General features: G+C 67.8%; 10 protein-coding genes. 4 read left to right on the top strand and 6 right to left on the bottom strand.

Features of this window, described 5'->3' with window-relative positions; translation table 11 throughout:
• Nucleotides 1-35: 35 nt before the first annotated feature.
• From L2D01_07560 to tpiA, 6 genes are all read right to left on the bottom strand, one after another.
• On the bottom strand, nucleotides 36-1439 hold the full coding sequence (locus tag L2D01_07560) for a PQQ-like beta-propeller repeat protein (GenBank protein ID WBQ08761.1): 1404 nt from the start codon (nucleotides 1437-1439) through the stop codon (nucleotides 36-38).
• Entirely contained in the window at nucleotides 1436-2311 is an 876-nt protein-coding gene (locus L2D01_07555) for a tetratricopeptide repeat protein (GenBank protein WBQ08760.1), read from the bottom strand. Before L2D01_07555 ends, L2D01_07560 begins: the two co-directional genes overlap by 4 nt.
• Before the next feature lie 92 nt (nucleotides 2312-2403).
• A complete protein-coding gene (gene panB, locus L2D01_07550) occupies nucleotides 2404-3231 on the bottom strand; it encodes a 3-methyl-2-oxobutanoate hydroxymethyltransferase (GenBank protein WBQ08759.1) in 828 nt (275 codons plus the stop codon).
• A gap of 45 nt (nucleotides 3232-3276) precedes the next feature.
• A complete protein-coding gene (gene secG / locus L2D01_07545) occupies nucleotides 3277-3702 on the bottom strand; it encodes a preprotein translocase subunit SecG (GenBank protein WBQ08758.1) in 426 nt (141 codons plus the stop codon).
• Nucleotides 3703-3750: 48 nt separating this feature from the next.
• A complete protein-coding gene (locus L2D01_07540; protein ID WBQ08757.1) occupies nucleotides 3751-4755 on the bottom strand; it encodes a hypothetical protein in 1005 nt (334 codons plus the stop codon).
• Between the two features lie 76 nt (nucleotides 4756-4831).
• A complete protein-coding gene (tpiA, locus tag L2D01_07535) occupies nucleotides 4832-5563 on the bottom strand; it encodes a triose-phosphate isomerase (protein ID WBQ08756.1) in 732 nt (243 codons plus the stop codon).
• Between the two features lie 177 nt (nucleotides 5564-5740).
• On the opposite strand from tpiA, the gene L2D01_07530 reads away from it, so the two are divergent.
• The 4 genes from L2D01_07530 to L2D01_07515 all read left to right on the top strand — a co-directional run bounded on the left by L2D01_07530 (nucleotide 5741) and on the right by L2D01_07515 (nucleotide 11919).
• Nucleotides 5741-7654, top strand: a complete 1914-nt coding sequence (locus tag L2D01_07530) for a SurA N-terminal domain-containing protein (GenBank protein WBQ08755.1) — start codon at nucleotides 5741-5743, stop codon at nucleotides 7652-7654.
• Between the two features lie 10 nt (nucleotides 7655-7664).
• Nucleotides 7665-9173 carry an anthranilate synthase component I gene (gene trpE / locus L2D01_07525; protein WBQ08754.1) on the top strand — a complete coding sequence of 503 codons (1509 nt, stop codon included), beginning with the start codon at nucleotides 7665-7667 and terminating at the stop codon, nucleotides 9171-9173.
• 93 nt (nucleotides 9174-9266) lie between these two features.
• Entirely contained in the window at nucleotides 9267-11072 is a 1806-nt protein-coding gene (locus L2D01_07520) for an SLC13 family permease (protein ID WBQ08753.1), read from the top strand.
• Between the two features lie 82 nt (nucleotides 11073-11154).
• A complete protein-coding gene (locus tag L2D01_07515) occupies nucleotides 11155-11919 on the top strand; it encodes an arginyltransferase (GenBank protein WBQ08752.1) in 765 nt (254 codons plus the stop codon).
• Nucleotides 11920-11976 lie beyond the last annotated feature (57 nt).

The raw sequence follows: 11976 nt of genomic DNA, 5'->3' as shown, positions 1-11976 counted from the left end.
CGGATGCTCCGTTCGCCGCTTGGCCCGCCGCGCACCTAGCGCAGCGCGATCAGGCGGCCGCTATTGGTCACGACCACAACGGTCTCGGCAGCGATCACCGGCGCCACGAACACCGGATCACCCAGATCGCGGGTCGCGTTGACTGCGCCTGTAGCCGCATCGACGATCACCAGCTCACCGCGCGACGACGCCAGCACCAACCGGTCCCCGGCCAGCACAGGTCCGGCCCAGGCGACGCGATTGCGGCGGCGGCGCTCGTTCTCGAACTGGCCCAGCTGCGTCAGCCAGCGCACTTCGCCGGTATTGCGGTCAATCGCGGTCAGCTGGGCGTCGACGGTGACCAGGAACAGGAAATCGCCCGCCAGCGCGGGGGTGTGCACGCCGCCCGCAGGCAGCGTCCACAGGCGCTGGCCTGTGCGCAGATCGAGCGCCGCCATGACGCCCGAATGGCTCATCGCATACACCCGGTCGCCAATCACCACCGGGCTGGCGGCGATGTCATTGATGGTCGACATCGGCGTCAGGCCGCCCGCGCGCGTCAGCGCCTCGGTCCACAGCTCGCGCCCGTTGGGCACGCTCAGCGCGGCCACTTCACCCGAGCTGTAGGGCGCAATCAACGTCGCGCCGAGAACCGCAGGGCTTGGCGTGGCCAGAACCCGGGCCGTTTCGGCGATCGACCGGTGGGACCAGACGACTTCGCCGTTCGCGGCGTCGAGGGCCAGAAGCTCGTTGTCATCGGTGGTGACGAACACGCGCCCGTCCGCGATGGTCGGGGCGGAATGATAGGGCGTCAGCGCCGTGCGGCGCCACAGTTCCGCGCCGGAGCGGGCGTCCAGGGCCACGAAGAATCGGCCACCAGTGTGGGCGAACAGACGGCCGGAATCATACCCGATCGAGCCGCCAAATGTCGGGGCGCTGCTTCCGCGGCCTGCAAACGGAACCCAGGAGCTGCGCGGCCCGGCGCCCTCTTCATTCTGGAGGCGGGTGCTCCAGCTTTCTGCACCCGTATCCAGCGAGCGCGCTGAAATGCGGCCGTCAGCATCCATGGCGTAGACCACGCCGTCAGAAATCACAGGACGGGCGCGCACGCGCCGGTCGCGCGACGAGCCCGACCCGATATCCACACGCCACAGACGGTTCAGCGCGCCCGACGCGCGCGTGTGCTGCATGGCGTGGGTCGGAAATCCGTCGGACTGGGGCCAGGCATTGTTCACATAGGACCGGGGCAGCGTGACCGGTTCGGCAGTCTCGGGCGCGGCCATACGGTCATCAAGCTCGAGCACGGGAATGCGCTGATCGCGCGGCGGCGCATTGGGGTCCTCGCCCTCCGTGCCCGAAAACGGGTTGATGCGGCTGAGCTGCTCGCCTGCGCCGCAACCGGCCAGAGCAAGGCCCGCGCACAGGGTGAGCGTCAGGGGAAGCAATCTGGCAAGGCTCATCGCCCGTCCTCCTCATTGTCGGCGCCGGGTTCGCCGGCCTGCTCGCGCAGGCGCCGCAAAGCCTCGATCGGGTCGTCTTCGTCCGGTGATGGCGTACCTTCGTCCAGCACCCGGCGCAGCGCGTCAGGCAGTTCGGCGGGCGCATCGCCGTCCGCAGCCGGTTCTCCGCCCTCAGACCCGGCGTCCGGCGCATCGGCCCCGGCCGGTTCGGCGGGCGCTTCAGCCGGGGCGTTCTGGTCGATATAGGCCAAGGCCTCTTGGGCGCGGCGCTGCACGCCAGCGGGTGCATCGACAGCGATGGTCAGAAGTTCATAGCGCCGGCGCGCATCATCCCAGCGCTGGTCACGCAAGGCGGCGGCCGCCATCAGCTCGCGGGCCAGCGGACCGACCGCGGATCCGGCGCGCGTCAGCGGCTCGAGGCGCAGATTGAGATCATCCAGCGACAGATCATCGAACACCGCCAGCACCGCGCGATAGCGCGCCACATCGCGGGTCAGCGGGTCGGGTGAACGTTCGCCGGCAGCCTCGAACAGGCGCGCCGCTTCCTGCGCGTCGCCGCCGGCCTGCGCGATGGCCGCACGGCGCATCAGCGCCAGCGCCGCATAGCCGCGCGGTCCGGTTTCGGCCAGGCTGGCGAACGCGGCGTCGGCCTCGTTCAACGCGCCCGCTTCAAACAGGGTGGCCGCGGCCTGATAGGCGTCGGACGCAGAGTCTGCGGCCGATTTCGTGGTCGCGGACCAGTACTGATATCCTGCCGCGCCCAGCACGATCGCCGCCGCAATGCCGGCCACCCAGGGCCCCCATTTGCGCAGCATCGCCTGATAGCGCTCGCGGCGCAGTTCTTCTTCGACTTCGTCGAACGCGTCAGCCAAGACAGGGCTCCGGATTTAACCTCAAAACAGTGCGCGCGACCCTAGCCGCGCCGTCTCTCACGGGCAACAACGCCGTGCCGCTCGGCGCAGGGTCAACTCGGCCTGGGTTTGTAGACCTGATCGGGACCGGGAAAGGCGCGTGAGCGCACATCATCGGCATAGGCCTTCACGCCGTCTTCGACCTGGCTCTTGATGTCGGCGTAGCGCCTCACGAAGCGCGGCGTCCAGTCGAACAGGCCCAGCATGTCCGGCGTCACGAGAATCTGTCCGTCGCACGCCGCCGAAGCGCCAATCCCGATCGTGGGCGCTTTCACCTTGCTGGTGATTTCCTCGGCGAGATCCTCGGCGACGCCTTCAATGACGATGGCGAACGCGCCCGCCTCATCCGCCGCTATGGCTTCTTCCAGCACTTTTGCGCGGCTGGCCGCATCGCGTCCCTTGGCCTTGAACCCGCCATCGGCCAGCGAGGCCTGGGGCCGCAGCCCGACATGGCCGATCACCGGAATGGCGCGCTCAGCCATGAATCGGATGGTCTCGGCGATATAGACGCCGCTTTCCACCTTCACGGCATGGCATCCGGTTTCGCGCAGGATGCGCGAGGCATTGTCGAACGCCTGCTCCTTGGAGCGCTCATAGGTGGAGAACGGCATGTCGACGGCCACCAGCGCCCGCTTCGAGCCGCGCATCACCGCCTGGCCATGCAGGATCATCATCTCAAGCGTGACGGGCAGCGTGTTGGGCAGGCCGTGCACCACCATGCCCACCGAATCGCCCACCAGAAGCAAGTCGCAATGGGGGTCGAGCAGAGCGGCCATGGGCGCGTCATAAGCGGTCAGGCACACCAAGGGCTCGCCGCCCTTGCGGGCGCGAATATCCGGCGGCGTTATGCGCCGCACATCGGTCTTGGACTGGGCAGACATGGCTCGCCTCGCACGCTGCGCCGGGCTGTCAAAGAATTTGCGCCCCTAGCGGCCCGGAATCTCGGGCTCGTCTTCAACCGCCGGCGGCGGAGGCGGCGCGTCGTCGGCCTCGGCGTCCGGCTGGACCTCGCCTTCAGCGTCCGGAACGGTGTCATCGGCCGCATCATCCGGCAGGGTCGTGAAATCAAACGGCAGCTGGTCTGACTGTTCCGCGCCCATGCGTTCAATCACCGAGCGTCCGCTGTCATCCACGCTCGCCAGCACCGCCAGCAGGATCGAGTTGCCGACAAACAGCGCGCCCAGAATCATCGTGGAGCGGGTCAGGAGATTGGCTGCGCCGCGCCCGCTCATCATGCCGCCCGGCCCGCCGCCGCCAATGCCCAGCGCGCCGCCTTCGGAGCGCTGCATGAGAATGATGGTCACCATCGCGGCGATGATCAGAAGATGGATAATCAGGAGAACAGCAATCATGTCGGCGCGGCCCTGTCGTGCAAATGACGCGCCGGGGCTCCGGCGCGCTCAACTTGCCGCGCGTTTTAGCTCAGGCGCAGCCGCAACGCCACTATCGGGCTGCGCCTTGCGCACAGACGCCTGGGCCATGCGCTGGCGCAGCAGCTGGACGGCCCCTTCAATCTCGTCGCGCGACCGCTCGATGCCGTCATCTCCGGCGAACGCCACATAGGCCGCCATCGCTAGCTCGCGCGCCAGCGACAGATTGGCCACGGTGAATCCGCCCGGCTCGCGCAGTTCGGACGTGACCTCGCACAGCGCATGCGCCACACGCTTGGCCTCGGCCGAGCGGGTGCGGGCGAGCCTGGCGCGCACTTCCCGGGCGCCGCGCTCCAGATCGGACAAATCCATGACCGGCTCGCGCCCCGCCTGCAGCTCGGCCGCCGCCGCTTCGGCGCCGATCACCACGCGCATGCACAACCGGCGCAGACGCTCGCCATCCACCGTGCGGCGGGCCTCGTCGATCCAGACGCGGGCGCGCGCCAGCGCATCGCTGTCATTTTCCACCACCGCACGCAGCACGTTGGGCGCGTCGATCGGCTGGGCGGCGCCCCCGCCCCTGGCCTTGTCGCGCCGCCGGTCCGGGCCGATGTAATCGCTGGTGACGATGAAGGGCTTGCGCGCGCGCACCAGCGTGCGCACCCGCTCTTCGGCAAACGATGTCGAGAACGGCCGGATGATCACATCGTCGGCGCCGGACCCGATGGCCTCGCGCACCAGGCTCGTGTCACGCCGCCAGGTGGTCAGCAGAATCGCGGCGAACGGGTTGGTCGATGCTTCACCGGCCCTGATGGCGCGCACCAGGCGGAACACCTCAGCCTCGTGATTGGATGTCTCCGCGACCAGCAGGTGCGGCGCCTCATCGACCAGGCGGCGCTTGAGCTCGCCCAGCGAGTTCAGCGACATGATCTCCCGGAATCCGATTTCATGCAGCGCATACCGCGTAATGCGCAGGTTTACATGCACAGGATCAAAGAGCGCCACGGTTGCGCGGCGATAATCCAGCTCTGCCATCCGCCACTCCAGCGCCCGCTGACCGGGTCTCGTGAGTTATCGCGAATGAATCTAGTCACGAAATCTGAAGAACGCCTTACCCGGCGGCGCGGATGATGGCGGCGAAACGGGCCGGATCAAGACTGGCGCCGCCGACCAGGGCCCCGTCAATATGGGGCTGGGCCAGGAGGCCTGCGGCATTGTCCGGATTGACCGAGCCGCCATAGAGAATGCGCAGCTGATCGCCATGGCCGTCACGCAAGGCGCTGCGGATGGCGCGGTGCATCTCGTCAGCGTCCTCAGGGCGGGCATGAGCGCCGGTGCCGATGGCCCAGACCGGCTCATAGGCGATGATCACGCGGCCTGCGGCCGCCTCCGGCACGCTGGCCAGAACCTGTTGCAGGACGACCGCTTGCGCCTCGCCCGCCTGGCGCTGCTCCAGCGTCTCGCCAACGCAGATCAGGGGCGTGAGTCCGGCGTCCAGCGCCGCTTGCGACTTGGCGCGCACCTGCGCATCGCTCTCGCCATGCAGCCGCCGGCGCTCACTGTGCCCGGTGATGACAAAGCGCGCGCCGAGATCGGCCAGCATGGCCGCCGACACATCCCCGGTCTGTGCGCCGCCAGAGTCTGCGGCGCAGTCCTGAGCGCCGACCGCCACCCAACCAGGGGCGCGCGCAGCCATGCCCGAGAGCAAGGTGGCGGGCGGACACACCAGGACTTCACTGCGCGGCGGCACCGCCAGCAGGCCGGACAGCCGGTCCGCCCAGGCCAGATCGGCGCTGAGCCCGTGCATTTTCCAGTTTCCCGCAATCAGCTTGCGCCGCGTCATGGGCTTCTCCCCCGCTGGTCCGGACGTCCCGTGCGCCCCGCCGCAACTTCGGCGCGGAGCGATACCAGCCGGACGCCTGCGCCGCAATGCAGGGCGCGGCGCGTACGCGGCTTGCCGCTGCGCCGACGCCCGGCTAGGTTCGCGCTCCCCGCAAACGGCCCCGGACCCGTTCACCGCATGCTTACGCTCATCCGTCAAATGGCCAAGAACCCGCTTATCGGCGGGATCATCATTGCACTGCTCGTCGCCGCCTTCGCGCTTTGGGGCGTGACCGACATCATCACCGGCGGCGGCACCTCCGCCGTTGTGGTGGGGCCGGAACGGGTCAGCGCGCAGGAATTGCTGCGCACCTACAACCGCCAGGTCGCCCAGGTGCAGCGCGAAAATCCGCGCCTGACGCGCGAGGAGATTGATGCGGCCGGCTTTGGCGACCAGGTGCTCCAGCAGATGACCTTGCAGGCCGCTCTCGCCGCCAAGGCGAACGAGCTGGGCCTGTCCATCTCGGACCGGATGGTGTTCGACGCCATCCAGGAAATCCCTGCCTTCCAGAACCCGTTCACCGGCCGGTTCGACCAGGCGACCTTCCTCGAAGTCCTGAGCCAAAACGGATACACAGGCGGATCCATCGACCGCCAGTTCGAGCGGGACATTGCGCGCGAGCTGCGTCAGGGACAATTCGTCGACGCGCTTCTGGGATCAGTGCAGCCGCCATCGCTTTTCGTGACGGCGCGTCAGGCCTGGACCGGCGAGCGGCGCGCCATGCGCGCCCTGCTGATCCCGCCAAGCCTCGCGGGCGATGTGGGCGACCCGGACGACGCCACACTGGAAACCTTCATCGCCGAAAACGCCGGCGTCTTCGAACGTCCCGAGCAGCGCCGCTTCACGCTCATCCGCTTTGCTCCGGCGCTGTTCGAACGCGATGCGCAGGTCAGCGACACCGATATCGAGGACCTGTACGCTTTCCGCCTGGACCGCGGCGAGTTGGCCGACCCTCAGGAGCGGTCGTATGAGCAATGGGCCGCGCCTGACCAGGCCAGCGCCGAAGCCGGCGCCGAGCGCCTCGCGGCGGGAGAAGCCATTGCCGACCTGCGCACGGCGCTGAATCTGGGCGAGCGCGTGGCGTTCACCGATCTGCAGGAAAGCCAGGTGCCTGACCGCGCCATCGCAGCGGCTGTGTTCGAAATGGGCGCAGGCGATGTGCGTGCAGTCGACAGCCGCCTGGGCTGGCGGGTGGTGCGCGTGACCGGCGCGGTGGACCCCGAGGCGCCGTCGCTGGATGCTCTGCGCGATGAATTGCGCGCCGAACTCGCCGGCGACCAGGCCGAAGAAGACATGTTCACTGCCATGAGCGCGTTTGAAGATGCGCGCCGGCAGGGTTTTGATCTGGCCGAGGCCGCCAACGAGGCCGGCGTGCCGGTGGAGCGCTTTGATTACATCACCGCTGACGGGTTCACGCTGGAAGGCGCGCCAGCCTCCACCCTGCTGGAAGAAGGCGGCGACGCCATCCTGCAGCTGGTGTTCTCCCTGACCCCCGGTCTCGACAGCGAGCTGGAGCCCTTTGGCGAGGGCAGTTATGTGGTCGCCCGTGTCGAATCCGTCGAAGCGCCGCGCCTGCCGCTGGTGGACGAAGTGCGCGAGGACGCGGAGGCGTTCTGGCGTCTGCGCACGGTGGACGAGCGCCTTCAGGTCATGGTCGATGATGCACTGGAGCGCACCCAGGCCGGTGAAAGCCTCGAAGGGATCGCCGCCCTCATCGGCGGCGGCGCCACCGTGGAGATCGCCACGTTGGGGCGCGAGGAGACCGCCGGCCCGTTCAACCGCAATCTGGTTTCGCAAGCCTTCGGCGTTGCGCCGGGAACCCGCTTTGCCGCCCGCGCCGGCGATCAGCGCACGCGGGCTATTGTGGTGGTGGATGAGATTATCGCCCCCGCCCCGGCCGTCGCTGGTGAAGAGCTCCAGACGGCGATGCGCCAGGAGATCGAAAGCGATATCGCCATTTCGCTCCAGGCCGCTCTGCTCGACGCGTACGAGGTGCGCACCGATCAGCGCCTGATCGATCAGGCGCTCGGCCGCATCGAGCTTGACCGATAGCGGCGCGGCGATGTCCCAGCCGGAATTTGCGCCTGATCTCGACGCTGCACGCGCCGAGCTGACTGCCGGGCGCGCGGTTCTGCTCACGGCGCGCCGGGTCGATGATCTTGAAACCCCGGTCTCGGCCTATCTCAAGCTTGCCGCGTCGCATGTGAACACCTTCCTGCTGGAAAGCGTGGAAGGCGGCGCATACCGCGGCCGGTATTCGGCCATCGGGCTCGATCCCGATCTGGTCTGGCGTTGCTCGGGCGACACGGCCGAACAGGCCCGCGCTCCCGGTCCCGGCATGGCGCCGGGCCGGTTCGAGCCTTGCGCCGAACCGCCATTGCAATCGCTCAAACGCCTGATCGCCGACAGCGCGATGGACATGCCATCTGGCGTCGCGCCGCTGGCGGCGGGCCTGTTCGGCTATCTTGGCTATGACATGGCCCGCCAGGCTGAACGCCTGCCGTCACAGGCTGCGCCCGATCCGCTGGGCACGCCGGATGGCTATCTCTTGCGCCCGCGCGTGATGGTGATCTTTGACGCCCTGCGCCAGGAAATTCTCGCCGCCGCGCCAGTCCGGCCCGAGCCCGGCGCCGACCCGGCTTTGCAAATTGACGCCGCGCGCCGGCGCATTGAAGCGGTGTTCAACCGGCTCGATTCTCCGGCCCCGCTCCCCTCAGGCGCCAGTCCGGCCGCCCTGCCCGAGCCCCAGGCAAACATGAGCGAGGCCGATTATCGCGCCAAGGTGCAGACCGCGCGCGCCTATATCAAAGCTGGCGACGTGTTCCAGGTCGTGCCCAGCCAGCGCTTCTCCACGCCCTTCACCGCGCCGCCCTTCGCGCTCTATCGCTCGCTGCGCCGGACCAATCCGTCACCCTTCCTGTTCTTCTTCAACCTGCCCGGCTTCGCCATTGCCGGGTCCAGCCCGGAAATTCTGGTGCGCCTGCGCGGCTCGACGGTCACGGTGCGCCCCATCGCCGGCACCCGCCCGCGCGGCGCGACGCCAGAGGCCGACGCCGCGTTCGAAGCCGACCTCAAGGCCGACCCCAAAGAGCGGTCGGAACATCTGATGTTGCTGGACTTGGGCCGCAACGACGTAGGCCGGGTGGCGCGCCCGGGCAGCGTACGCGTCACCGAGCGCGAGAGTGTCGAGCGCTACAGCCATGTCATGCATCTGGTCTCCAATGTCGAGGGCGATCTGGCCGCCGGCGAAGACGCTGTCTCGGCCTTGATGGCCGGCTTCCCCGCGGGCACAGTGTCGGGCGCGCCCAAGGTGCGCGCCATGGAGATCATTGACGAGATGGAGCCGCACCGGCGCGGCGTTTACGCCGGCGCGGTGGGCTATTTCGGCGCCCAGGGCGATATGGACGTGTGCATCGCCCTGCGCACCGCGGTGATCAAGGACGGGCGCATGCACGTGCAGGCCGGGGCCGGCGTGGTGCTTGATTCCGATCCTGAAGCCGAGCGCCAGGAAACCGTGAACAAGGCCCGCGCCCTGTTCCGGGCCGCCGCCGAAGCCTGGCGGTTCGTTTGAGCTCACGATCTTTGATGTAAAAGTGCTCGCGCCCGGGCCTGCCGCTCGTATAGCGTTGGGCTCTTGCGAACCAGACTGATCCCGGGGACAGGCATGCCAGATTGGTTCACCCTAGACACGTTGCAAATGGTGTTTGTGCTGGCCCTGGTCGGCGCGGTGTTCTTCGGATTCGCGCGCGAGGTCCTGTCGCCCGACATCATCGCGCTTGTGGCCATGGGCCTGTTGCTGCTCACCGGCATCCTGAGCGCCAGCGAGACATTGTCGGTGTTCTCCAACGCTGCGCCAATAACAGTCGCAGCGCTTTTCGTGCTGTCGGCAGCGCTGGAGCGAACCGGCGTCATTGATGCCGCGGCCAAGCTGGTGTCGCGCCTGTCGAAAGGCGCCCACCCGGCCACAGCCCTGATTGCGCTGATGGCCGGCGTGATCGGGATGAGCGCCTTCATCAACAACACCCCCATCGTCGTAGTGGTGATCCCGGTAGCCATCGGGCTCGCGCGATCGCTGGGCGTCGCCCCGTCACGCTTCCTGATACCGGTCTCTTTCGCGGCGATTTTCGGCGGCACCACCACGCTGATCGGCACCTCGACCAATCTTCTGGTGGACGGCGTGGCCCAGACCGGCGGCATGGCCGCCTTCGGCATGTTCGAGATCACCGCCGCGGGCGTGATCATGGCGGTGGTGGGTTGCTTCTATCTGGCCATCGCCGGGCCCTTCCTCCTGCCGGACCGCGACACGCTGGCCGGGCTCCTGCCCGACCCCAAGGAGCGCCGCTTCCTCGCCCATGTGGCGGTGCCGTTCGATTCCGAACTGATCGGCAAGACCCTCAACGAAGCGGGCCTGACCGCGCGCAAGGGCTTCTCCATCGTGGATGTGGTGCGCAAACGTCATTCCCTGCGCCACGCCTTGTCGGACGTGGTGATCGAGGGCGGCGACCGGATCGTGGTCAAGTCGCGCATGTCCGAGATGCTGTCGCTTCGTCAGCAAGGCGATGTGGCGCTGGGCATATCGGGGGGGCGCCACGCCTTCGAACCCATCGAGACCAGCGAAACCGTGATGCGCGAAGGCGTGATCGGACCCAATTCCGGTCTGATCGGCCGGCCTCTGGGACGCCTGGGTCTGGCGCGGCTCTATGGCGTCTATGTGCTGGCGGTGCACCGTCGCGGCGAGAATGTCTCGCGCAAGGGAGAGGCCCTGCGCCTGGAAGTGGGCGACACCCTGCTGGTGGAAGGCTCGCCGGCGGATCTGCGCACCATGTTCGACGACGGGCTGCTCAATAACCTCGCCGAGCCCCAGGACCACCCCTGGCGCCGGGAGAAGGCGCCCATCGCCATCGCGGCGATCCTGGCCGTCATCGCCCTGTCCGCGTTCGAAGTCCTTCCCATCGTGGCGCTGGCGCTGATCGCGGCGGGCGCGGTGATCGCGCTTGGCTGCCTTGACCCCAAGGACGCCTACGATTCCATCCAGTGGAATATCCTGATCCTGATTTTCGGCATGCTCGCTGTCGGCATGGCGCTTGAGAAAACCGGCGCAGCCGCGATGCTGGTCGGCCTGCTGGCGCAGTACGCGGCGGGACTGGGACCCATCGCCGTGCTGGCGCTGATCTATGTCGTCACATCCGCGCTGACGGAAACCATCTCCAACAACGCGGCCGCGATCCTGATCACACCCATCGCCATGGGTCTGGGCGTGGAACTGGGCGTCGATCCACGCGCTTTCGTGGTGGCGGTGATGTTCGCGGCCAGCGCCAGCTTCGCCACGCCGATCGGATACCAGACCAACACGCTGGTCTATAATGCCGGTGGATACAAATTCATGGACTTCGTGCGAATCGGTTTGCCGCTTAACATCATCCTCGCCGTGGTGGCGGTGATCGTGATTCCGATCTTCTGGCCGATGTGAATGGCGCGTTCAGGACCCGTTACATGGGCCCCGATCGCGCGCTAGGATGAGCCGACAGGACCATGAATAGCCAGGGACGCCCGTGACCCGACCGTTCAACACCCGCCAGCTGCCGTTCTTTCTCACGGCGCCCTCGCCCTGCCCCTATTTGCCCGGGCGGCTGGAGCGCAAGGTGTTCACCCGCGTCGATCCGCACGAAGGCCCGGGCCTGAACGACACGCTGACCCATGCCGGCTTCCGCCGATCCCAGGCAATCCTCTACCGCCCGGCCTGCGAACGCTGCGCGGCCTGCAAGTCGGCGCGCATCCCGGTGGACGACTTCACGCCCAGCCGCAGCCAGCGCCGCATCATGCGCCGCAACGAATCCCTGCTGCGCCTGCCACGCCATCCCGAGGCGACGCCCGAGCAATACGCCCTCCTGAGCCGCTATCTCGACGGGCGTCACGGCGATGGCGACATGGCGGGCATGGACTTCTTCGACTTCGCCACCATGGTGGAGGAAGGCGCCGCGCGCACTGAACTGGTGGAATATCGCGACGCGTCGGGCGCGCTCGCCGCCGCCGTTCTGGTGGACCGGCTGCAGGACGGCTATTCGCTGGTCTATTCCTTCTTCGACACCGAGCGCGAGCGCGACAGCCTGGGCGCCTTCATCATCCTCGATCACATCGCCCGCGCCAAAGAGGCCGGTCTGGCCTACGTCTATCTCGGATACTGGGTGCAAGGCAGCCGGAAGATGGACTACAAGGCGCTCTACCACCCGCTGGAGGTGCTGGAGCCGTCAGGCTGGCGCCTGCTCGCCGAAAGCGACCGCCTGGCCGCGCCCGAACCGCTCAAGCAGGTGGGCTGAACGGCGCACGGCAGCAGCCGGCGCGGAAAAACAGAACAAAAAACTCTGGGGGAGAGA

Source organism: Hyphomonadaceae bacterium ML37 (genome assembly GCA_027627685.1).
Classification (GTDB): domain Bacteria; phylum Pseudomonadota; class Alphaproteobacteria; order Caulobacterales; family Maricaulaceae; genus Oceanicaulis.
This window is presented reverse-complemented; position numbering and strand designations above follow the sequence as displayed.

Excerpts from the sequence above, each read along its gene's own strand:
- L2D01_07560 (WBQ08761.1), bottom strand. The coding sequence starts at position 1,439 with ATGAGCCTTGCCAGATTGCTTCCCCTGACGCTCACCCTGTGCGCGGGC.
- panB (WBQ08759.1), bottom strand. The coding sequence starts at position 3,231 with ATGTCTGCCCAGTCCAAGACCGATGTGCGGCGCATAACGCCGCCGGAT.
- secG (WBQ08758.1), bottom strand. The coding sequence starts at position 3,702 with ATGATTGCTGTTCTCCTGATTATCCATCTTCTGATCATCGCCGCGATG.
- L2D01_07540 (WBQ08757.1), bottom strand. The coding sequence starts at position 4,755 with ATGGCAGAGCTGGATTATCGCCGCGCAACCGTGGCGCTCTTTGATCCT.
- tpiA (WBQ08756.1), bottom strand. The coding sequence starts at position 5,563 with ATGACGCGGCGCAAGCTGATTGCGGGAAACTGGAAAATGCACGGGCTC.
- L2D01_07530 (WBQ08755.1), top strand. The coding sequence starts at position 5,741 with ATGCTTACGCTCATCCGTCAAATGGCCAAGAACCCGCTTATCGGCGGG.
- trpE (WBQ08754.1), top strand. The coding sequence starts at position 7,665 with ATGTCCCAGCCGGAATTTGCGCCTGATCTCGACGCTGCACGCGCCGAG.
- L2D01_07520 (WBQ08753.1), top strand. The coding sequence starts at position 9,267 with ATGCCAGATTGGTTCACCCTAGACACGTTGCAAATGGTGTTTGTGCTG.